Origin of the sequence: Bradyrhizobium sp. 147, assembly GCF_023073935.1 — a bacterium.
In the GTDB taxonomy this organism is placed as follows: domain Bacteria; phylum Pseudomonadota; class Alphaproteobacteria; order Rhizobiales; family Xanthobacteraceae; genus Bradyrhizobium.
The window spans coordinates 39672-62151 of record NZ_JADPKL010000121.1 but is presented as its reverse complement, the minus strand read 5'-3'; the positions used below and the strand labels follow the sequence as shown (position 1 = coordinate 62151).

Sequence of the window (22480 nt, the reverse complement as noted above, 5' to 3'; positions counted from 1 at the left end):
CTTCTGGACAAATATACAGCCTCCGCTCGCAATCGGCCGGCACGCACCCGCCTCACTCCGCTAACGAGTAATTCTTGCCCAGCCTCGTCGGGCAAAACAGGGGCATGATGTCATCATCGCAATGGCGCGCCCTCCAGCAGCCCTGGCTGCAGCTCTGGCTGCCCCGCAAGTCTCATCTGCCGTTCGGCCGGTGCACATCGAACGAGACAGCGGCTTATCTTTCCAAGCTTGATTGATCGACAAAGATGCGAACGCGGCCGACGTCCTCGATTTCGCGATAGCGACTTAGCTCCAGCTTGAGTTCAGCGTCTGAATTGGCCCAGGCCAACCAATCGAACTCGAACGTGCTCAGCAGATAAGTATCCACGAGAATTACATTTGGCCGACCGTTTCGCAGGTCCGCCAGCAAATGCCGTCGTTCGAAATTGATGATGCTGTCCAATCTTGCCCGCTCCTCCGGAGTCGGTTGCGAGTTGTTCTCGCGCAGTATTGCGCCGGCCGCCAAAAGCTGCGCACACGAGCTGCCCACCCAAGTGCCGCCGATCTGACGGACGAGTGGATGTCCCAGCCGGATGTGGTCGGTGATCGTGAGCAGCCGCGGCTGCTTCACGAGGGCCTCGACACGCTCCTTCAGCGGCGGAAACCCTGGGGCCGGTGAGGACAGATAGAGCCCGATGGCCACAACGGTTGCGAGGCCGCCGGTCACAATGGGCGCTCGCACTGCCCTCGCGCAGGCCTGTAGCAACGGCGCCGCAATCGCAAACAGACAAAGCGCGAAAGCCGTATATGGCCAGCCCTTGCCCTGAAGAAGGAAACCCGCGGCGCCGCCGACCGCGGCGGCCAGCCAAGGGATTGCCTCGCTCTGCATTTTGAGAGTTTGACGGCCAAGCAGGTGCAGGAAGCCGATGGAAGCGCCTATCACCGCGATTGGAATGGCGAGCAGGCGACCAAATTCCCTTCTGATCGGCAGATAGGCTTCGGCGACCATCGGGGCATAGATGGAGACATAGGCGGGGAAGACGGCTATCACTACCGCCGCGTAGCCGATGACGACAGCAGCAGCCGTGCACGCTTCCGAGGTGAACAAGGACCTGAAAGAACGCTGGCGGAGCGCGCCCAGGATGATCGGGAGGCCTGCCACCAGAGCAAAGAATGGCTTGATACTCATGGCGAGCCCCGCCCCCGCTCCGGCGACGATCGCCACCCACCCAGGATCGAGCCCGCGCCAGCGCAGTGCGGTGACGGCGACAAACGGTGTCAAGGCGATCACCGCGATGTGTTCACGTTGTCCAAAGATGGCACCCGGAAGAATTGCGAGCAGAAGCGCAAACGACCAGGCTGAAATATTTCTCTCCCGAGCCCCCAGCCTTGCGGCTGCGGCTGCTCGGTCCATCATCAGAAGCGCAGCGGCAATCTCGGCAATCACCAGGACGGTCACGACGAATTCGGGTGCAACACCGGTCACGCGCGCGAGCATCACCGCCGGCATGTACATGTAGACCGACAGAGGCGGGTTGGACTCAAAGAGGTCGATCCCGAGCTTCCGGCCATCCAGGATCTTTTCGTTTGCGGTCAGAAGCCAGCCCAGATCCGCGTTGAGGACGAGGGGGATTTGAATGACCAGGGCCGCCAGGAGGATCGCAGCCACGACAATCCAACGTCGTCTTGCGCTGAATTTGTCATCTAACAAACCCACGGCGTAGCTTCTCCTTCAGAGCAGCCCGTGGCAGCCTAGGCGGACATCCGCATCGATCGGGCATCTGCGTCTTTAGCCCACACGCCCTAAAAGAGGGTAACAGTGAAGGCACTTCCGCCCTGCCCTCGTGAGCGGACCTGGACAGTAATGCTGAGCTTGTCTTTCTTCCGCGGCGGGCAGCGATCGCAACGGCTCACAGCATCTAACAAGGCCTAACGAGCTATTGACCAACTTCCAAGCCATGTTGCTGAGGCAGACCAGGGATTGTCCTGCCCCGCAGGCTCCGATTGCCTGAAGCCAGGAGGCAGTCCCATGGCGATGTCATACAATTCCGCGATCACCATCGACAGAGACCGGCGCGCGCTTTTGAGCACCGCCGCGATTGGAATTGCAGACCGGGCAGCGTTCGCGGTTCTTGCCACCGCAATGATCAAAACAATCCGGGGCTCAAATCCAAGCCATAGGTGAGCGAGAGCACGAACACGAAGACGCACGCTGCGACCAGCAGCAGAGCGTGTTTCGCCACGTCGCTGCTGGTGGCCGAGAAGACCGTCCGGGAAATCGCGTTTATGATTGCTGTCACCTCGGCCTCTCGATCTTTCTCATCCAATGAACCAGCTTCCGTCGCCGGCCACCCTCAGTCGCCCCAGGCTGCGACGACCAAGGGAGGATTGCCTTGCTCGGGAGCCGCGCGCGCCATCAGGACGCCGCCAATCACGTGAACGACGCCGAATCCCAGAAGAATGAGGATCATCAGATGTGTTTCGCTGAATCCCCTCACTTTCTTGTCCATTCGATTGTTCAGCATCTGACGAGCGCGCGTTCTCGTGTCCGGCGATGGCGTCGGGTCGCAAAGGTTGATCTCGACTCGATCGCAACCAAGATGCCGGTAGCGATGAATGACGTTAATTGCCTCTAGGCGGCGAGATTCGTGAAGTGCAGCGATGATCGTTGATGCAACAGAGGTCCGAGGTGGCGCGGGAACGTCGATTGGCGCGATATCGGTCAATGCGACCTCCCGTTTGGCGGCCATATGAAATTGGACTCCACTCAGTCGCCTCTGCTGCGCCTAAGCAGGACTGGCTCCCAGAAAAATCGGGTGGTTTCGGACGTCGCCTCGTGGCGGCAAATCCCGATGTCACTGAGGTATTCGGGCCTGTCCCTGAGGTCGGCGAGCAGCTCCGCCCTGAAGCAGGCGCGCTGGTACCAGGTGACGAACAACGGGAGGGGCGCCAAGCTGCGCAGATGAAAATGCTTTGCAGGGGGAATGGCGTCGGGGATGCGCACTCGGGACCTTGCCCGGGGGCGCGTTTGTGGCCTCGGCAAATGAAGCGTGCGTCATCGCCGTTTCCTCCCATCAAGAGATAGGATTTCTCGACAACGTCTGGGCCTTGTTGTGAGCAGCTTCGGCCCCGTCGAATATTTGATCGTCGAGATGCTCAATGCGACCTCCTGTTTGACGGCCATGTGAAATCGGAGTCCATCAGTCGCCTCCGAATAAGAGCGGTGCAACCGGAGGTGCCGAGTCCGAAGCGACCCTGGCTCTCGGCGCGGCAAAGGCCGTCAGCGCGACGTCGATCCCCGCAAGGACCACGAAGAGAATAGCGACCACTGCTAGGAGGTGACGCGCGCACATGACGGCCTGCCCGATGACATTGCTCTGCGTCGATCAGCCAAACGGCATCTCGTCGCAACATGATCTGAACCCGCAGTCGTCTTCGCTGGCGTTATTCAAGCGTCATCGACGCGTTATTAGTGTTCGTGAAACTCGCAATTCGTGTAGGATGTATATCTACGGGCGTGTCTGCTCAAATTAGAGGCGGAATGACTGAATCTGCATCTAGGCGGCGCCCGGGTTTTGCCCTCTCGCTCCTCGGCCGTTTCGAACTGGCAGGACCGGGCGGCGTCGTCAGCCTGCCCAACAGGAAGCTCGCGGGATTGCTCGCCTATCTGGCTTGCATGGCACCTGAGCCCCAGCAACGCGAAAAACTGTCGAGCTTGCTGTGGGGATCTCACTTCGACACGCAGGCGAAGCAAAACCTGCGACAGGCGCTCTTCAAGCTGCGTCAAATCCTGGGCCAGGATGCTCTCAGGAGTGACGGCGAATTTGTTTCGTTGAACGCCACTGCGATCGCTTGCGACGTGCCTCAATTTGAGGAGCTTGTCCGAAAAGGCAGCCATGACGCGTTGACGGCGGCGACAGATCTGTACCGCGGGCGTCTCCTTGATGACATTGGCGTCAACGAGGAGGGCTGGAGCGAGTGGTTGGCTGGCGAACGTGAGCGGTTGTCGGAGTTGGCTCTTGGCGCAATGGTTTTGCTCGGCGAGTACGAGCTGTCTGCGGGGCGTACGGGCGAGGCCCTCCGTGCCGGCCAGCGTGCCAACGTGCTCAATTGCATGCGCGAAGATGCGCATCGCTTGATCATGCGCGCGTTCTCCGCAGCCGGACGGAACGCGGAAGCACTCAAATACTACCAGGACGTGGTTGCCTTGCTGAAGCAGGAGCTTGGCACCCGGCCCGATCTGGCCACCAGCGCCCTCGCTGCGGAACTGCGCAAGGTCCAAGAGCAGGAGATCGTTTCGGCTGCGGCGGACATAGCGGCAGAACGTCCACCTCCACCAGCGCACGTGATCGGCAACGAGAAGCCCTCCGTGGCGGTGCTTCCGTTCCGGAACATGAGCGGTGACCCCGAACAGGAGTACTTCGCCGATGGCGTCACCGCAGACCTCATCACCGCTTTATCGCGCTTTCGCGAGTTGGTGGTGATTGCGCGCGGATCGAGCTTTGCCCTCCGGGACAAGGGAATGACCAGCCAGCAGATTGCGCAACAATTCGGTGTCCAATACGTCTTGAGCGGCCATATACGCAAGGCCGGCAACCGTGTTCGCATATCGGCCGAACTGACCCATACGGCCAGTGAGGCACAAGTCTGGTCCGATCGTTATGACCGCCCCCTCATCGACATCTTCGATCTGCAGGATGACGTCAGCACCAGTGTTGCCGCAGTCGTCGATCCCGCCGTTCGCAGCGCCGAGATCGAGCGGGCGCGCCGAAAGCCGCCGACCAATCTTTCGGCATATGATCTCTATCTGCGTGCGCTTCATCACCTGTGGAGCGGCACCCGCAATGACGTCACCAAGTCGATCGACCTGCTTCGACAGTCTCTTGGGCTCGATCAGACCCGCACGCCGACGCTCGCGGCGCTTGCTTGGGCACTCGTCATGGCTTCACCGCTCGGCGCCGACACGCCGACCGATGCCGCGGTCGAGGCACTCGGTCTGGCGCGTCGCGCCGTCGAGCAGGATGGTGCGGATGCTTTTGCGCATGCAGTATATGGCTTCACCCTCTTTGGGCCGGTCGGCGACAACGATCAGGGCCGCATTCACGCCACCGAGGCCGTGAGGCTCAATCCCAGTTCGGCCTTTGCATGGGGCGTGCTCGGAATGATCGACAGCATGGCAGGTGATTACGAGAACGCGGTGATATGCCTGCATCGCTCTCTCGTCCTTAGTCCCGATGACAGGATGCTGCATATGTGGATGACAGGATTGACCGCATCTTACTTTGCGCTCGGGCGGCATGAGGATGGCATTGCGTGGGCCCGCAAGTCGGTTCGGCACAATCCCAGCAATGGCACCGGCCATCGCATGTTGGCTGCGAATCTAGTCGCCGCGGGCCGCCTGGAAGAAGCCCGCGAGATCACGCGGCGTCGCGATGCGATACAAAAAACAACGATCCGCGACCTGCGCGCCATGCGCTTTTTCAAGCAAGAAGACGCTCTCGAACGCTACCTTTCGGCCCAGCGGGTCGCCGGTGTGGCCGATTGAGGATCAAGCGCCGAGTGCAACGAGAAGCGTGCGAACGGTCATGAAGACGAGGATGAGCGAGCCGACCGTCCACAGCGTCGCGCGGATTTCGTGGATCTGTCCGGTGAGATACGCCAGAAAATGCAGCAGGCGTGAGGCAACGTAGCCGTAGAGCAGCCACTGTGTGAGCCGCAGCGACGGCTGTGTGAGGATATAGAGAAGGCCCGCGACCAGGAAGTACGGCAGGCTCTCGAGATCGTTCATCTGGATCCGGCGGATCCGCTCGACACGTTCGTTGGGGAGAAGCTGCGATGGATCGGGCGCAGGATTCAATGGGGTCTTCTTGAGATCTTCTGGCGACCGATAGCCACCCTTGGCTTGCAGCATGCGGATCACCGTCAGCCATGACATCGCCACGGCCTTCAAGATGATCAGGCTGGCGGCAATGACATAGGTGGCGAAAAGAGGATCGTGAAGATTCAATCGGTTCAATTTGGCTCCCCCCGGCGGACCTGCCCTACATGCACGACCGCGTCGCGCCAGCACATGAGGACGTCGCCAGCCCGCATATAGTGGAAAGCCAGGGCCACGGACAGCTGCGGCTTCGGTGCTTCGCTGCCGGAGAGCAGGAGGGAGCAATAGCCCTAGCCCGCCATCACCCCGCCACGCCTGATCAGCTCCTTCCCCACCGCCGCCAGATGCACCTGGTCCGGCCCGTCGCCGATGCGGATGAAGCGGGCGTAGACGTAAGCACGCGCAAGGAACGTGTCCTGAGAGACGCCGGCGGCGCCGTGGATCTGGATGGCGCGATCGATGACGCGGGCGGCCATGCTGGGCACCACGATCTTGGCGGCGGCGATCAGGTCGCGCGCGGCCTTGTTGCCGTCGCGGTCCATCTTGTCGGCGGCTTGCAGCGTGAGCAGCCGCGCCTGCGCAATCTCGCAGAAGGAGTGCGCGATGTCCTCGCGCACCGAGCCCTGCTCCGCCAGCGGCTTGCCGAAGGCGAGACGGGAGGTCGCTCGCCGGCACATCAATTCCAGCGCGCGCTGAGCGCAGCCGATCAGCCGCATGCAATGGTGGATGCGGCCGGGCCCGAGCCGCCCCTGCGCGATCTCGAAACCGCGGCCCTCGCCGAGCAGGATGTTCTCGGCGGGCACACGGACGTTGTCGTAGACGATCTCGGGATGGCCGACCGGCGCGTCGTCGTAGCCGTAGGTCAGCATGTCGCGGACGATGCGCACGCCAGGCGTCGCCTTCGGCACCAGGATCATGGATTGCTGGCGGTGGCGGTCGGGATGGTCGGGCGCGGTCTTGCCCATCACCATCAGGATCTCGCAATCCTCGTTCATGGCGCCTGACGTGAACCATTTGCGGCCATTGATGACGTAATTGTCGCCGTCGCGGCGGATCTCGCACTGGATATTGGTGGCATCGCTGGAGGCGACCTGCGGCTCGGTCATCGAGAAGCCGGAGCGGATGCGCCCTTCCAGCAGCGGCTTCAGCCAGCGCTCCTGCTGCGCGGGCGTGCCGTAGTTCGCCAGCACCTCCATGTTGCCGACATCAGGGGCCGAGCAGTTGAAGACCTCGGGCGCCCAGAGGATGCGGCCCATGATCTCCTTCACGGGCGCGTAGTCGAGGTTGCTGAGGCCGGGTCCGTGCTCGCCAGAGAGAAACAGGTTCCAGAACCCCTGCTCCCGCGCCAGCTTCTTCAGGTCCTGAAGCACCTGCGGCGTCTTGTAGCGCGCGGCCTCCGGCTTGACCTGCTCGTAATAGTGCTCCTCGACGGGCTCGACATGCGTCCGCATGAATTGGCGGACGCGGTCCTGGAGCTCGAGCGAACGGGCGGAGTGTTGAAAATCCATCGTATCCCTCCGGTTCGCTCGGCCGGCGCGTCAGGTACCGCGCAGCAGCTCGCTTGCCACGATCCAGTCGTTGCCGTCGAACTGGAGCATGTAGCCGTCCTTGATCGGGCGGAAATCCTGTGGGGTGGTGTTGAGGGTGATGCCGGGCATCAGCAGCGACAACGGCACGTTCTTCAGGTTCGACGCCTGCGCCATGATGTTCTCGCGCGTCAGATTGTCCTTGCACTGCTTGAGCAGGACCACCAGCGCCTCGGCCACGGTGTAGCCGTAGAGGCCGGCGACGTTGTTGATGTCGGCATTGGGCAGGCGCTTCTTCATGAAATCGATATAGGCCGTCATCGCCGGATCGTTCTTGGGCTCGGCGACGAACGGCTTGAGCGCACCGAGCGACAGCACGCCTTTGCCAGCATCGAGGCCGGCCGGCACCATCACGGTCGCCTTGTTGGCGCAGCCGGAGGCGAGGAAGCGCGTCGGCTGCCAGCCAACCTCGTGCGCCTTGCGGATCGCCTGCGCGCAGGCGCGCGGCGTCACCGAATAGATCATGAAGACGTCGGCCTTGGTATTGGCGAGCGTCAGCACCTGGGAATCGACTGTGGGGTCGGCAACCTCGAAGCTCGAGGCCATCGCGATCGCCTTGTCGGCGTCGGCACCGAGCGCTTCCTTGACACCGCGCAGATATTCCTTCCCAGCATCGTCGTTCTGATAGAGCACCGCAAAGCGCGCATTCGGATTCTTGGCACGGGCATAGGCGACGTCGATCGCCGCTTCGCTGGTGTAGTTCGGCGCCCATGGCAGCGCCATCGACCAGGGCATGTTGGCGGGATCGTTCCATTTCGAGGCCGAACTGATCAGAAACAGTTGCGGCACCTTGTTGCTGTTCAGGTACTTTGCGATTGCCGAGCTCGGCGCGGTGCCCATGGTGGCGAAGATGAAGGCGACGCCATCGCCTTCGACCAGCCGCCGCGCCGCTTCCATGGTCTTGGGCGGGGAGAAGGCGTCGTCCAGGGAAATCAGATTGAGCTTGCGGCCATTGACCCCGCCCTTCTCGTTGACCTCATCGAAATAGGCCGCGATCACCCTGCCGGTGATGCTGAGCGGCGAGGCCGGGCCGCTATAGGGCATGGTATTGCCGATCTTGATCTCCGTGTCCGTGACGCCGGGACCGTAGGATTTTTGCGCGGCGACGGGCGTGAACAGACAGGCGTAAGCCAGCGCTGCGGCCAGGACCAAAGCGGATTTCATGGTTTCTCCCCCGTGATCATCGTCCGCGCGAAGCGAACGCGCTGCGTGCTGCTTCTTGTCAGCACATCAGATCAGCGGAGTTGCGCCAGACGGTCTTGCGTCGAGTTGCTGATGGAGCGCCTCCAGCGCCTGTAACGTGAATGGCGTTGGGGTCAAACCCGATGCTTGGCTTCAGGTGCGCGACCGCTCCATCCCGAGTTCGGCCTTGAGATTGTCGAGATCGCGGTAAATCGAAGCAACCGCGAGCACGCGGGCACCCTTGCGGTACTTCAGCAGGCAGTCCTTGCCCGGGATGCTGCCGTCGATCACTATATCGTCAAAGCTCTCGGCGTGCCCGACATAGTTGATCGGCACATCGTAATGTTGGGACCAGAAGAACGGCACCGCGTCGAAGCGCTCGCGCTTGCCGAGCATGTTGCGCGCTGCGGTCTGGCCTTGGCGTTCGGCAACGACCCAATGCTCGACGCGGATGTTCTGGCCCGAGTGCGGATCGGGCCAGCGCGCGATGTCGCCGACGGCGAAGATGCCGGATGCGCTGGTCTCCAGATATTCGTTCACGCTCACGCCGCGATCGGCGGCAAGACCCGCCTGCTCGGCGAGCGCCAGACGCGGCTTGACGCCGATGCCGACCACGACGAGATCGGCCTCGATCACCCCGCCGCTCTTCAGCGTGGCGCGTGCGCCCTCGAGCTTCTCCACGGTGTCCTCGAGGTGGAAGATCACACCGCTTTCTTCGTGCAGTGCGCGAACGAAGTCGCCCATCTCCGAGCCGAGCACGCGCTGCATCGGCCGTTCCTCGGGCGCGACCACATGCACCTCGATCTTCCGCGCCCGCAAGGAGGCTGCGACTTCGAGCCCGATAAAACTGGCGCCGATCACCAGGGCGCGCTTGGCGATCCCTGCGGCCTTGATGATGGCGCGGCTATCGGCAACCGAGCGCAAGGTGTGGACCTGCGGCTGGTCCGCGCCCGGGATCTGCAACTTGACCGGCTCGGCCCCGGTCGCCAGCAGCAGCTTCTCGAACGGCAGTCTGTCGCCATTGCCCAGCGTGACGTTGCGCGCCTGCGGATCAATGGCGGAGACGTTCGTGTTGAGCCTGAGATCGATGCCCGCGTCCTGATAATAGTCCTCGCCCCGCAGCGGCAGCCAATCCTCCGGCGCGTTGCCGGCGAGGTAATCCTTTGAGAGGTTGGGCCGGTCGACCGGCATCGCGCCGTCATTGCTGAGCATGGTGATGGCACCGGCAAAGCCCTCGCGCCGGAGCGTGTCGGCCGCGGCGAAGCCCGCCGCGCCGCCGCCGACGATCACGAATTTCTCCGGCGTCGACGCGCTGCGATGCGCTGCCGACGGCTTCGGTGCGTCGCGCTTGCGCTGGACGACGATGTTGTCCCGATCGCGCGTGACCTCCCACACCGCCAGCGCGTTCAGCGCCGGCGGGCGGGTGGCTTCGCCTGTGCGCAGGGAGAAGCAGGCGTGATGCCAGGGACAGCGGATGGTGTCGCCGACCACCAAGCCCTCGGCGAGCGGGCCGTGGTAGTGGCTGCAGGCCGGCTCGATCGCGAAAATCTCGCTGCCGGCCTGCACCAGCAGGACGTCTTCCTCGCCCACGTGACCGAGCAATTTGCCGTCCTCGAACGCGGTCAGTGATACGCCCTTGGCCAGGTCGGATCCGCTCGGCTTGTGCTCGGTCATGGCGTCATCTCCTTGAGCAAGCGCGGATCAATCGTCCGAATTGGCCAGCCCCAGCAGCTCCTGACGTGTCAGCGCATTGTCGCGGAACACGCCCAGCATGCGGCTGGTGACGAGATCGGTCCCGGGCTTGTGCGCGCCGCGCGTGGTCATGCAGTGATGCGTCGCCTTGATGATGACGCCGACGCCTTCGGGCTTCAGCACGTCGTTGATGGTATTGGCGATCTGCGCGGTCATCTTCTCCTGGATCTGGAGGCGTTTCGCATAGATGTCCACCACGCGCGCCAGCTTTGAGATGCCGACCACGCGCCCTTGCGGGATATAGGCGACCCAGGCGCGGCCGACGATCGGCGCCATGTGGTGCTCGCAATGGCTTTCGAAGCGGACGCCGCGCAGGACGATCATCTCGTCATAGCCTTCGATTTCCTCGAAGGTCTTTTGCAGAATTTCGGTTGGATCCAGCGCATAGCCGGAAAAATATTCCTCGAAGGCTCGCGCAACCCGATCCGGTGTGTCGCGCAGACCGTCGCGCGCGGGATCATCGCCCGCCCAGCGGATCATGGTCCGGACCGCTTGCTCGACCTCCGCCCGATCGGGCCGTTCGGTTGGCCTCTGCGCAACCGCGACACGTTCCAGCTTGCGCACTTGTGACTTCATCTAGATCCTCCCTGCGACGAGCCGCAACACAGAGGCGGCCCCACAGCTTGGACGGCTGCAATCGGAAAAGGTTCCCAGAATCAGGAAAAATCGGAAGCACGACAGACAAGCCAGCCGCGAGACTAGAAACGGGCTCTATGAGGCCGCTTTCCGGACGTCGAGCACGGCCCTCGCCCATTCGACCGGCCGCTCCTGCGGCAAATTATGACCCGCATTCGTGAAAACGCGCCGCTCGAACAACCCCTCGAACTTGCGCGCGTGATGGGCGGTGCCGGGATTGACGCCGTCGCTGTCGCCGTCGATTGCGATGGTCGGGACGCGGATCGGCGGTTGCGCGGCGAGCTTGGCCTCGATCGCGGCATAGGCGGGGTCGCCGTCAACCAGCCCATAGCGGTGGCGGTAGGAATGGATCACGACATCGACGAAATCAGGATTGTCGAAGGATACTGCGCTTTTCTCGAACGTCGCCTCGTCGAACGTCCATTTCGGCGACCACATCGACCAGAGCTGACGCGCAAAGCCGCGCCGGTTGCGCTCCAGCGCGCGGCGGCCGCGCTCGTTGTGGAAGAGATATTGATACCAGAGCGCGGCCTCTTCGGCCGGCGAGGCCGGCTCCATCGCGCAGGCGATGTTCTGGATGTTGTAAGAATTGCCGGAGACGAGGGCGATCACGCGCTCCGGATAGAGCGCCGAAACCACGCAGGCGGCGCGTCCGCCCCAGTCATAGCCGCCGACGACCGCGCGCTTGATTCCGAGTGCGTCCATGAAGGCCAGGAGATCCGCGCCAAGCGCCGCCTGCTCGCCGGAGCGCAGCGTCCCGGCAGCACGAAACCGCGTCGGCCCGTAGCCGCGCAGCCAGGGCACCAGCACCCACGCGCCGGCCCGTGCAATCATCGGTGCGGTCTCGGCGTAGGCGTTCACATCGTAGGGAAAGCCGTGGCCCATGATGCAAGGCCAGCCGTCGGGCGCGCCGTACTCGAGATAGGCGATGTCGAGGATGTCGGTGGCGTTGTGTTGCATGACTTGTTCGCCAAGCTGTTCGCTATCATAGTCCGGACCAGCGAAGCGACATCCGGGATGAGGCCATGCTGAACCCGGATATCGCTGCGCTCATCCGAGCTTCGAGCTCGATCTCATTTCTGCGGACCGGACAGCGAGATGTCGCGTTCGGCGCGGAACACGTTGCTGTAAAGATTGGCGATCCACTGCCGGCCGATCTCGGTCTTGTTGAGATAGCCGATCTCGGTCTGGATATGCGGTGCGACGCTGTTCCAGTAGAACTGTGGGTAGCGGTTGACGATGTCGGCGGGCGAGTCGTAGCCGAGTTGGCGGTTGATTCCGACCTCCTCGAACTCGTAATAGAGCGCGTTGGCCTTGCGCAGATAGTTGGGATCGCCGAGCTGGCCGATGAAATCGGCGGCGCGCAGGATCGAGGCTTCCTCGTCATAGTCCTGGCCCTCGCGGGCCGGAAACCGCGTGCCCTCGATGGCGCGCGCGATGCGGTCCGGGTCGACTCCAGGAATATGTCGCAGCCGCCGCGTCACATAAAGTTTCGAGCGATCGACGTGATACATCATCAAACTGGCGTCAGATGCACCGCGCGGCAGGGCGATCTTGGTGTCGGCCGCATCGATCACGAATCCGTCGCCGTCATCCTCCTCGAACAGGCCTCGCACATAGCCGATGTCGTGCGCGAGGCAGGCGATCAGGACATGGACGTAATCTTCAGCTTGCAGATGGATGTGAAGACTTCGGCCGCTGAGGATCGCCTGGGCAGCCAGCGTCACCAGCATCGTGTGCTCGATATTGTGATATAGCGCATCGCTGTTGCCGATGCATTCCATCGCGGTGCGGGTGGCGCTCTCGACGATGCTTGCAGAAGTCTCATCGTACCGGCGGCGCATGAACCTACCGAGCAACTTTTCCAGGGTCTCGGCCGCCAGTCTCGGTAACGTCATCATGGATGCAGCCCCGTCTGTCGCTGGTGTTCCATGCCAACTCCCGACGCCTCATTCTTGTCCTCGACGCACGAGCGAGCATAGCCCATCTTGGGCCGACTGACCAAATCCCAGGACGAAAACACGAAAATATGTTGCAGTTGCGCTGCGTCATAGAGCGCGGTTGCAGTTACGGCGCGATACCGCTTAGGGTGGCTTTCGTCCAGACCGCAAGATTGCGGTCATTCCACCAGCAGCACGTCCACGGCGACGCCGAGTTTCTGCTTCGGCGAGCCGACGATGATGCCGTCGACCGGCGACACGTCTGAAAAATCGCGCCCGACCGCGAGCACGATATGGTCATTTGCGACCAGGAGATCGTTGGTGGGATCGAAATCGACCCAGCCGAGCTCCGCCCCGCACCACAGCGACACCCAGGCGTGGGTGGCGTCGGCACCTTGCAGACGCGGCTGGCCCGCCGGCGGAACGGTACGCAGATAACCGCTGACATAGGCCGCAGGCAGGCCGAGCCCGCGCAACCCTGCGATCATCACATGAGCAAAATCCTGGCAGACGCCGTGACGCTTGTCGAAGACCTCGCCGAGCGGCGTCGAGATCACCGTCGCCTTCGGGTCGTAGCGAAAATCGCTGCGGATGCGGTGCATGAGATTGGCTGCACCTTTGAGGACGCCGGCGCCGGGCGCAAAGCTCATCGCCGCGTAGGCGCTGACCGGCTGCAGCACCGGCACCAGCGGGCTCGCAAAGACATAGCCGACCGGCGAGGACGGCCCGAGGCTCGTCGCCTCGAAGGCAATGTCGCGAATGCTTTCCCAGGCCGGGCTTTCTGCATCACGCGCCGGCGGCTGTCGCGAGACCGACACACGTGATCGAGAATCGATCCGCAAGTTGCCGTGCGCAGCCTCGATCACCACGCTCTCGGTGAGCGTGCCGAAGAAATCGCGGCGGACGTTGCGCTCGGCCGGACGCGGACGGATCTCGACGTGGTGTGAGATCAGTTCCTGGCCATTGCCGCTGTTCGGCTCCAGCCGCAGCGTGCAGCGGGCGAAGCTGACCGGACTCTCATATCCGTAAGTCGTGACGTGACGGATGTCGTAGATCACGCCAGCCCCGTCAGCTTTTCCGGCGGGCTGGCATTGGGGCCATGCGGGAAATAGTGCTGCCCGATCGCCTCCGCGAGGCGGAGCAGATCCTGCTCCAGCGCGAACAGCGTCTTGACCTCGAGCTTCTCGGCCTCCGCGGTCGCGAGCATCGCCTGCATCGCCACCGCAAGCCGCTGCGGCTTCTCGATCAGGCCGTGCTCCTTCAGGCTCGGCAGCGCGGCGATGTGCTCGTTGAGCGTCGTCACTTGGAACGCCACCGAACGCGGATTGTAGGGATCGAGCACGGCGAGGTCGCGTACCGGCGCCAGGACCGGCGCCAGCAGATAGCGCGAGCGGTAGGTGATCTGGCAATCCACCAGCGTCAGCAGGATGTCGAGATCCTCGTCGCCGGCCTCGTCATAGGCGAATTGACGCGTGAAGCGCGTGGTGTTGACGGCGCGCTCGACGCGGCGGCCGATATCGAGAAAGCGCCAGCCGGCGGCGCGGTTCATGTTCTCCTGCGCGAGGCCTGCAAAGCTCGCGAGCTCCTGCAAGGTGAGCTCGGCCGCGCTCAAGACGCTGTCATCGTCCTCGACCTCGTGGGCGAGGCGCTCGGCCATCTCGGTGATGACCTGCCAGGCATCAGGCGAAAGGCGCTCGCGCAACGAGGTCGCCGTGCGCTGCGCCGCGCGGACCAGCGACAGCGCCGAGCCGAAACGATCCGGGCTCTGCAGCGCTTCGGCGACGATAGGTCCAGGCGCCGCGCGCGAGGTTTGCGTGACCGCGCCCCATGCCACCAGCAGGCGCTGGATCCGTTCAATCGACTGCATCGTAGCCGAGCTGCCCTTGTTGGGCCCGCTCGGCGATCCCAACGCGCGCACCAGGCGCAGCGTCGCCTCGGCGCGTTCCAGATAGCGCCCGAGCCAGAACAGATTGTCGGCGGCGCGGCTCGGCAGCACGCCGGCGATGCGGCGGATGCGCACCTTGTCGGTCGCCGGCAGCAGCGTCGCGGTCGAGACCTGCTTGTCCGAGACGACCCAGACGTCGGCGGCGCGGGCACCGTCGCCCATCGACACCGCGCGCGCATCGGCCTGCTCGGCGATCCGGCAGAAGCCGCCGGGCATGATGGCCCAGCCATCGGGCGTGGCGGCTGCGAACACGCGCAGCACGAACGGCCGCGGCGTGAGCTGGCCCTGCTCCCACACCGGCATGGTCGAGAGCCGCACCACCTCCTGACCGACATAGTCCATGCCGCGCGCGATGATGGCGTCGACCAGGCGCTGGCGCTCGCTCGCATCCAACTCGCTCGCGAGCACCGGCCCCGTGCTGTCGAAGCCGGGAACGCCGCGCCGGTAGGCGCCCTCGATCGCGACCTGGTCGAGCCGCGCCAGCACCTCGTCGCGCGCCGCGCGCTGGCCGCACCACCAGGTCGCGATGTGCGGCATTTTCAGCTCCTCGCCAAGCAGGCGGCGGCTCAGCGCCGGCAGGAAGCCGAGCAGCGCCCGTGCTTCCGGCACGCCCGAGCCGGGCATGTTGGCGATGACGACGCCGTCCTTGCGCAGCACGTCGATCAGGCCGGGTACGCCGAGATGCGAGGACGCATCGAGCTCGAGCGGGTCGAGCGAGTTGGAATCGACGCGGCGCAAGAGTACGTCGAGCCGCTTCAGGCCGGCGACGGTGCGGATGTGAACGCGGTTGTCGCTGACCGCGAGATCATCGCCCTCAACCAGGAGGAAGCCGAGATAGCGCGCCAGCGTCGCATGTTCGAAATAGGTCTCGCTGAAGCTGCCCGGCGTGAGCACGCCAATCCGCGGCTCGTCGCGGTCGGCACGCGCGCGCAGGCTATCGCGGAACGCCTCGAAGAACGGCGCGACGCGCGGCACATTCATCGACTTGTAGAGATCGGAGAAGGCGCGCGAGAGCACCAGGCGGTTCTCCAGCGCATAGCCCGCCCCCGACGGCGCCTGCGTGCGGTCGCCAAGTACCCACCAGCGGCCGTCAGGACCGCGGCCGACATCGGCGGCATAGATCGAGAGATAGCGCCCGCCGGGCGGCGGCACGCCGCAGACGGGACGGAGATATTCGGGACTGCCGGCGATCGCAGCCGCGGGCAGTGCGCCCTCGGCGATGAGGCGGCCCTCGCCATAGATGTCGCGCAGCACGAGCTCGAGCAATTCGGCGCGCTGGGTAATGCCGGCGGAGAGCTGCTTCCAGTCGGCCTCGTCGATCAGGAGCGGCAGATGGCTGATCGACCACGGCCGGTCGGCGCTGTCGCCTGGGGCGCGATAGGTGACGCCGGCCTCGCGGAGATGGCGGTCGGCCATGCCAAAGCGACGCTCGACCTCGTCGGGCGCGAGCGCGCCGAAGGCATCGAAGAAGCGGCTCCAGACCGCCCGCGGGGCGCCGTCGGGTCCCAGGAACTCGTCGGGGATGCCAGGCAGGCGGCTATAATCGCGGACCCATTGCGCAAGGCGGCGCTGGCCTTCACGCAGTCCTTGCGCCCTGCCCGCCTGGTCGTCCTGCTCGGCTGCGCCCTCGGCCATGCGCCTCTCCCTGCCCCACCATCATACTCATTGCAGGAGCGGGGTCCGCAAGTCGAGGGTCAGCGGAAACTCATTTGTGCGTTCCTCGGGCGGCGGCTGTATTGGCCCAGGGGTATGGCCATGGTCCTGGAAGCGCGCCAGCCGCCGCGCCTCGGCTTCATAGGTGTTGACGGGCTTGGTATCGTAGTTGCGTCCGCCGGGATGGGCGACGTGGTAGACACAGCCGCCCAGCGAGCGGCCGTTCCAGGTGTCGATCAGGTCGAAGGTCAGCGGCGCATGGACCGGAATGGTCGGGTGCAGGCCGGAGGCCGGCTGCCAGGCCTTGAAGCGGACGCCGGCCACCGCTTCGCCGGAGCGCCCGGTCGAGGTCATCGGCAGGCGGCGGCCGTTGCAGGTGACGATGTGGCGACCCTCGACGAAGCCCTCGGCCTTGACCTGAAGCCGCTCGACCGATGAGTCCACATAGCGCACCGTGCCGCCGGCCGAACCCTCCTCGCCGAGCACGTGCCAGGGCTCCAGCGCCTGCCGCAGCTCCAGCGTCACGCCGCCATGATGGACCCGGCCGAAGGCGGGGAAGCGGAATTCGAGCTGGGCCAGATACCATTCCGGCTCGAAGGAATAACCGAACTGCTTCAGCTCGGTGAGCACGTCCTGAAAATCCTCCCAGATGAAATGCGGCAGCATGTAGCGATCATGCAACGCGGTGCCCCAGCGCACGAACTTACCTGCCAGCGGCTCGCGCCAGAACCTTGCGATCAGCGCGCGGATCAGGAGCTGCTGAGCCAGCGACATGCGCGGATCAGGCGGCATCTCGAGCGCGCGGAATTCGACCAGGCCGAGACGGCCGGTCGAGCCTTCCGGCGAATAGAGCTTGTCGATGCAGATCTCGGCACGGTGGGTGTTGCCGGTGATGTCGACCAGCAGATGCCGGAACAGGCGATCCACCAGCCACAGCGGCGTCTGGGTCCCCGGCGGCGGCACATGCGACAGCGCGACCTCGAGCTCGTAGATGCTGTCGTGGCGCGCCTCGTCGATACGCGGCGCCTGGCTGGTCGGGCCGATGAACAGGCCGGAGAAGAAATAGGACAGCGACGGATGCCGCTGCCAGTACAGCACGAGGCTCTTCAAGAGATCGGGCCGCCGGAGGAACGGTGAGTCCTGCGGTGACGAGCCACCGACCACGACGTGATTGCCGCCGCCGGTGCCGGTATGGCGGCCGTCGACCAGGAAACGGTTGGCGCCGAGACGGATCTTGGCGGCATCCTCATAGAGCCCGACGGTGATGTCGACAGCCTGACGCCAATTCTTTGCCGGCTGGACGTTGACCTCGATCACGCCAGGGTCAGGCGTCACCTTGATGACGTCGATGCGCGGATCGAACGGCGGCGGATAACCCTCGACATGAACCTGGAGCTGCATCTCCTCGGCCGCGGCTTCGAGCGCCGCGACCAGCTCCAGATAATCCTCGATGCGCTCGACCGGCGGCAAGAAGGCGCAGAGCACGCCGTCGCGGACTTCGATCGACATCGCGGTGCGTACCGGCTCCGCTGCGTCGGGACTTTCCGGCGCCGGCCGCGGCGGCGGCGATTGCAGGCGTGGCATGCGCTCGAACACCGGCAGCTTGGTGCGCGGCTCCATCGGATCCTGCTCGACGACATAGGGATAGCGATCGGGCGGAACATATTCGAGCGCACTGAGCGGCAATCGCAGGCCGAGCGGGGAATCGCCGGGCATCAAGAACAGATGCTTGCGACGCAGCTTCCAGCGCTCGCTGCGCCAGCGCGGCGCTTCGGCGTTCCAGCGCTGCACCGGCAGCACGAAGCCCTTTGGCGTATTCAGCCCCTCGTCGAACACCCGCGCCATGCGGGCGCGCGCTTCCGGATCGGACAGCTTGGAATCCGAGGGATCGACGTTGATGGGAAGCTCCCCCTCCTTCTGCGACCAATAGGCGGGGTCTTCATAGGCCGGCATGATGTAGCCGGGATCGAGGCCGAGCCGTGCGACCGTTCCCTCCATGAAGGCCTCGGCGTCCTTGACGTTAGTGCGCCGCGGATTCTCGATCCTGGCGATGAGATCCGCATTCTTCCAGATCGGCACGCCGTCCTTGCGCCAATACAGGCCAAACGCCCAGCGCGGCAGGGTCTCGCCAGGATACCATTTGCCCTGGCCGAAGTGCAGCAGGCCGCCGGGCGCGAACCGCACGCGCAGGCGGCGGATCAGATCGTCGGCAACGGCACGCTTGGTCGGACCGACGGCGTCGATATTCCATTCCGCCGCCTCGAGATCGTCGACCGAGACGAAGGTCGGCTCGCCGCCCATGGTGAGCCGCACGTCGTGGGCGGCAAGATCGCCGTCCACCTGCTCGCCGAGATCGTTGAGCCGCGCCCAGGCTTCGTCAGAGAACGGCTTTGTGATGCGCGGCGCCTCGCGAATGCGCTTCACGCTCATGTCGAATGCGAACTCGACCTCGGCAAAGCCGGCGCCACCGGAGATCGGCGCGGCAGAGCGATAATGCGGTGTTGCGGCAACCGGGATGTGCCCCTCGCCGGCGAGCATACCGGAGGTCGCGTCGAACCCGATCCAGCCCGCGCCCGGAAGGTAGACCTCGGCCCAGGCGTGCAGATCGGTGAAATCGTTCTCAACCTCCGGCGGCCCCTCGATCGGATCGATGTCGGGACGGATCTGGACGAGATAGCCGGAGACGAAACGGGCGGCGAGCCCGAGATGGCGGAAGGTCTGGATCAAGAGCCAGGCGGAATCGCGGCACGAGCCGGCGCCGGACGTGAGCGTCTCCTCCGGAGACTGCACGCCCGGCTCCATGCGGATGATGTACCGGATCTTCTTCTGGAGCTCGCGATTGAGATCGACCAGGAAGTTGACGGTGTTCGGCGCTTCCTGTGGGATCGCATCGAGATATTGCGCAAACAAGCGATCAGGCTTGATGGTCTCGAGATAGGGCGCAAGCTCCGTCTTCAGGTCCTTCGGATAGTCGAACGGAAAACTGTCGGCATAAGGCTCGACGAAGAAGTCGAACGGATTGACCACGGTCATCTGCGCCGTGAAATCGACCTCGAGCTTCAGCTCGGTCGTCTTCTCCGGGAAGACGTAGCGCGCGAGCCAATTGCCCTGGGGGTCCTGTTGCCAGTTCACGAAATGATTGGATGGCGTGACCTTGAGCGAATAGCTCAGGATCGGCGTGCGAGTATGCGGCGCCGGCCGCAACCGGATGGTCTGCGGGCCGAGATCGATCGGGCGGTCGTATTTGTAGTGCGTGACGTGGTGTAGTGCGACGTAGATCGACACGGGGTGCGGTGCTCCAGCAGCTTTTTTGAGCAGAACACCTGATGTGAGCGCGATCAAGCACTAACAACGGGCAGTGCGTGCCTACGGCACGGGCGAGTGGTGAGTAGCGAATAGTGAATGGAGGAAGCGTGCGTGTATTCGCCACTCCCTATTCGCCATTCGCCCCCTACATCGTCGCGCCCAGCACCCAGGGGGCGAACTCGGCGCCGCCGAAGTCAAAACTCTCGCTCTTGGTCGGCTGTCCCGACGCCGTCTTGAGGATGAGATCGAAGATGCGCTGGCCGCACTGCTCGACGCTCTCCTCGCCTTCGAGGATGGTGCCGCAATTGACGTCCATGTCCTCTTCCATGCGCTTGTACATGGGCGTGTTGGTGGCGAGCTTGATCGACGGCGCCGGCTTGCAGCCGAACACACTGCCGCGCCCGGTCGTGAAGCAGACGAGATTGGCGCCGCCTGCGACCTGGCCGGTCGCTGCGACCGGGTCGTAGCCGGGCGTGTCCATAAAGACAAAACCCTTCTTGGTGACGGGCTCGGCGTAGCGCAGCACCTCGACGAGATTGGTGGTGCCGGCCTTCGCCATTGCGCCGAGCGATTTTTCCAGGATGGTGGTGAGGCCACCGGCCTTGTTGCCGGGGCTTGGATTGGCGTTCATCTCAGCGCCTTCGCGCGCGGTGTATTCGTCCCACCAGCGCATGAGGTCGACCAGCTTCTCGCCGACCTCACGGCTGACCGCGCGGCGCGTCAAGAGATGCTCGGCGCCATAGGTCTCCGGCGTTTCCGACAGGATCACGGTGCCGCCGTGACGGACGACGAGGTCGCTGGCAGCACCGAGCGCGGGATTGGCTGATACACCGGAATAGCCGTCCGAGCCGCCGCATTGCAGGGCCACGGTGAGTTCGCTGGCCGGCACGGATTCGCGCCTGACCTTGTTGGCATCGGCGAGCGCCTCGCGCACGAAGGCGATGCCCGCCTCCACCGTCTTGCGCGTGCCGCCGACCTCCTGGATGTCCATCGCACGCAGCCGGCCGGCGAGCTTCTGCTCTTCCATCAGGCCGCCGATCTGGTTCACCTCGCAACCGAGGCCGAGCACGATGACGTGAGAGAAATTGACGTGCCGCGCATAGCCACCGAGCGTGCGGCGGAGCAGCGCCAGCGGCTCGTTCTGCGTCATGCCGCAGCCGGTCTTGTGGGTCAGCGCGACCACGCCGTCGACGTTGGGGAAATCGGCCAGCGGGTTGTCGCCACTGAAGGGATTCTTCTTGAAGACGTCGGCAACGAGGCTGGCGACATGCGCGCTGCAATTCACCGAGGTGAGGATGCCGATATAGTTGCGCGTGGCGACGCGGCCGTCCGGACGGCGGATGCCCTCGAAGGTCGCCGGCAGGTCGAAATTCGGCGTCGGCTTGACGTCGGCGCAATAGGCATAGTCCTTGGCGAAATCGCCCATGCCGCAATTCTGCGTGTGGACGTGCTGGCCCGGCGCGATCGGCATCGTGGCAAAGCCGATGATCTGGCCGTAGCGCTTGATCGGCTCTCCCAATGCGATCGGCTTGATCGCGACCTTGTGGCCGGAGGGAATGCGATCGACCGTGATCACGCCGTCGGCGACCATCGTGCCGGGCGGCAGGCTCGCGCGCGCGATCACCACGCCATCATCGGGATGCAGGCGGATGACGAGGCTGATGGTCATGGGTATCTCCTTAGGCGAGTAGTGAGTAGCGAATGGCGAATGGAAAAGGGGAGTAGCCCTGTTCGCTACTCCCCATTCGCCATTCGCGGGTTTGTTACGCCTTCCCGCCTGATTCCTTGCGGGTCGCATTCACCTGCATCTTGGCGTAGGTCGTCATCAGACCGACCTCGTTCGACAACGTTACCAGCTTGAAGCCCATATTGATGGCGCGCGCTGCGCCTTCGGCGCCGCTGCAATGGATGCCCGGGTTGAGGCCGCGCTTGCCGCACTCCTTGATGATCTTCTCGTAGATCGCGAGGATCTCGGGCTCGCTGCGGTCGAGCTTGGGCTCGAGGCCGTAGGAGAAGCCGAGGTCGGACGGGCCGATATAGACGCCGTCGATGCCCTCGACGTCGAGGATCGCTTCCATGTTCTCGACCGCGGTCCTGGTCTCCATCATCGGCAACAGCACGATCTCGTCGTTGGCCGTCTTCTGGTAGGAGCCTGCAGTGCCGTACATGCCGGCGCGGATCGGACCGTTGGAGCGCACGCCCTTCGGCGGATATTTCGAATAGGAGACCAGGTTCCGGGCTTCCTGCGGCGTATTGACCATCGGGCAGATCACGCCATAGGCGCCGCCGTCGAGCACCTTGCCGATAATGCCGGGCTCGTTCCAGGGCACGCGGACCATCGGGGTGATCGGATGCTTGTCCATGGCCTGGAAGCACTGGACCATTGACAGATAGTCCTGCACGCCATGCTGCATGTCGACGGTGACGCTGTCGAAGCCGCATTGCGCGACCATCTCGGCCGAGAAGCCGGAGGGTATAGCGAGCCACGCGTTGACCACGGCCTTGCCCGACTTCCAGATTTCCTTGACCTTGTTCGCCACGTTGCCTTCCTTCTTTGTTGTTTGAACCTTCGTCACCATGACGAGCGCCGCGACAGCACAACCCCGCTGTTACCGCGAACTGG

Annotated in this window: 16 protein-coding genes; 1 reads left to right on the top strand and 15 read right to left on the bottom strand. The window is 64.0% G+C overall.

Features of this window, described 5'->3' with window-relative positions; genetic code table 11:
* Nucleotides 1-214: 214 nt before the first annotated feature.
* The 3 genes from IVA87_RS29720 to IVA87_RS29710 all read right to left on the bottom strand — a co-directional run bounded on the left by IVA87_RS29720 (nt 215) and on the right by IVA87_RS29710 (nt 2705).
* Complete coding sequence (locus IVA87_RS29720) at nt 215-1696, bottom strand: hypothetical protein (RefSeq protein WP_247301336.1); 1482 nt, start codon at nt 1694-1696, stop codon at nt 215-217.
* A 430-nt stretch (nt 1697-2126) separates the two neighbouring features.
* Nucleotides 2127-2306, bottom strand: a complete 180-nt coding sequence (locus IVA87_RS29715; protein WP_247336479.1) for a hypothetical protein — start codon at nt 2304-2306, stop codon at nt 2127-2129.
* A gap of 27 nt (nt 2307-2333) precedes the next feature.
* A complete protein-coding gene (locus IVA87_RS29710; RefSeq protein ID WP_247301338.1) occupies nt 2334-2705 on the bottom strand; it encodes a hypothetical protein in 372 nt (123 codons plus the stop codon).
* Between the two features lie 815 nt (nt 2706-3520).
* On the opposite strand from IVA87_RS29710, the gene IVA87_RS29705 reads away from it, so the two are divergent.
* Nucleotides 3521-5524 carry a BTAD domain-containing putative transcriptional regulator gene (locus IVA87_RS29705; protein ID WP_247336477.1) on the top strand — a complete coding sequence of 668 codons (2004 nt, stop codon included), beginning with the start codon at nt 3521-3523 and terminating at the stop codon, nt 5522-5524.
* A 3-nt stretch (nt 5525-5527) separates the two neighbouring features.
* Here the strand turns inward: IVA87_RS29705 and IVA87_RS29700 are convergent, their stop codons facing one another.
* The 12 genes from IVA87_RS29700 to IVA87_RS29645 all read right to left on the bottom strand — a co-directional run bounded on the left by IVA87_RS29700 (nt 5528) and on the right by IVA87_RS29645 (nt 22397).
* Nucleotides 5528-6049, bottom strand: coding sequence for an MAPEG family protein (locus IVA87_RS29700; protein WP_247301340.1), 522 nt, complete (start codon nt 6047-6049; stop codon nt 5528-5530).
* Between the two features lie 98 nt (nt 6050-6147).
* Nucleotides 6148-7365: an acyl-CoA dehydrogenase family protein gene (locus IVA87_RS29695; RefSeq protein ID WP_247301341.1), complete on the bottom strand. Its 1218-nt coding sequence runs from the start codon at nt 7363-7365 to the stop codon at nt 6148-6150.
* A gap of 30 nt (nt 7366-7395) precedes the next feature.
* Nucleotides 7396-8607: an ABC transporter substrate-binding protein gene (locus IVA87_RS29690; RefSeq protein ID WP_247301342.1), complete on the bottom strand. Its 1212-nt coding sequence runs from the start codon at nt 8605-8607 to the stop codon at nt 7396-7398.
* A gap of 171 nt (nt 8608-8778) precedes the next feature.
* Nucleotides 8779-10299 (bottom strand): FAD-dependent oxidoreductase, encoded by a 1521-nt coding sequence (locus tag IVA87_RS29685; RefSeq protein ID WP_247301343.1) that lies wholly within the window; start codon nt 10297-10299, stop codon nt 8779-8781.
* Between the two features lie 27 nt (nt 10300-10326).
* Nucleotides 10327-10953 (bottom strand): GTP cyclohydrolase I FolE, encoded by a 627-nt coding sequence (folE, locus tag IVA87_RS29680; RefSeq protein ID WP_247278915.1) that lies wholly within the window; start codon nt 10951-10953, stop codon nt 10327-10329.
* A gap of 135 nt (nt 10954-11088) precedes the next feature.
* A complete protein-coding gene (locus tag IVA87_RS29675; protein WP_247336473.1) occupies nt 11089-11973 on the bottom strand; it encodes an alpha/beta hydrolase in 885 nt (294 codons plus the stop codon).
* Between the two features lie 113 nt (nt 11974-12086).
* Nucleotides 12087-12914, bottom strand: coding sequence for a metal-dependent phosphohydrolase (locus tag IVA87_RS29670; protein ID WP_247301345.1), 828 nt, complete (start codon nt 12912-12914; stop codon nt 12087-12089).
* 218 nt (nt 12915-13132) lie between these two features.
* Nucleotides 13133-14011, bottom strand: coding sequence for a transglutaminase family protein (locus tag IVA87_RS29665; RefSeq protein WP_247336470.1), 879 nt, complete (start codon nt 14009-14011; stop codon nt 13133-13135).
* Nucleotides 14008-16533, bottom strand: coding sequence for a circularly permuted type 2 ATP-grasp protein (locus IVA87_RS29660; protein ID WP_247336467.1), 2526 nt, complete (start codon nt 16531-16533; stop codon nt 14008-14010). Before IVA87_RS29660 ends, IVA87_RS29665 begins: the two co-directional genes overlap by 4 nt.
* Before the next feature lie 27 nt (nt 16534-16560).
* Entirely contained in the window at nt 16561-19836 is a 3276-nt protein-coding gene (locus IVA87_RS29655; RefSeq protein WP_247336464.1) for a transglutaminase family protein, read from the bottom strand.
* 166 nt (nt 19837-20002) lie between these two features.
* Nucleotides 20003-21526, bottom strand: coding sequence for an altronate dehydratase family protein (locus tag IVA87_RS29650; RefSeq protein ID WP_247301349.1), 1524 nt, complete (start codon nt 21524-21526; stop codon nt 20003-20005).
* Between the two features lie 94 nt (nt 21527-21620).
* Nucleotides 21621-22397, bottom strand: a complete 777-nt coding sequence (locus tag IVA87_RS29645; protein WP_247278922.1) for an aldolase/citrate lyase family protein — start codon at nt 22395-22397, stop codon at nt 21621-21623.
* Between the last annotated feature and the right edge of the window lie 83 nt (nt 22398-22480).

Excerpts from the sequence above, each read along its gene's own strand:
- IVA87_RS29705 (WP_247336477.1), top strand. The coding sequence starts at position 3,521 with ATGACTGAATCTGCATCTAGGCGGCGCCCGGGTTTTGCCCTCTCGCTC.
- IVA87_RS29695 (WP_247301341.1), bottom strand. The coding sequence starts at position 7,365 with ATGGATTTTCAACACTCCGCCCGTTCGCTCGAGCTCCAGGACCGCGTC.
- IVA87_RS29690 (WP_247301342.1), bottom strand. The coding sequence starts at position 8,607 with ATGAAATCCGCTTTGGTCCTGGCCGCAGCGCTGGCTTACGCCTGTCTG.
- IVA87_RS29685 (WP_247301343.1), bottom strand. The coding sequence starts at position 10,299 with ATGACCGAGCACAAGCCGAGCGGATCCGACCTGGCCAAGGGCGTATCA.
- folE (WP_247278915.1), bottom strand. The coding sequence starts at position 10,953 with ATGAAGTCACAAGTGCGCAAGCTGGAACGTGTCGCGGTTGCGCAGAGG.
- IVA87_RS29675 (WP_247336473.1), bottom strand. The coding sequence starts at position 11,973 with ATGCAACACAACGCCACCGACATCCTCGACATCGCCTATCTCGAGTAC.
- IVA87_RS29670 (WP_247301345.1), bottom strand. The coding sequence starts at position 12,914 with ATGATGACGTTACCGAGACTGGCGGCCGAGACCCTGGAAAAGTTGCTC.
- IVA87_RS29660 (WP_247336467.1), bottom strand. The coding sequence starts at position 16,533 with ATGGCCGAGGGCGCAGCCGAGCAGGACGACCAGGCGGGCAGGGCGCAA.
- IVA87_RS29650 (WP_247301349.1), bottom strand. The coding sequence starts at position 21,526 with ATGACCATCAGCCTCGTCATCCGCCTGCATCCCGATGATGGCGTGGTG.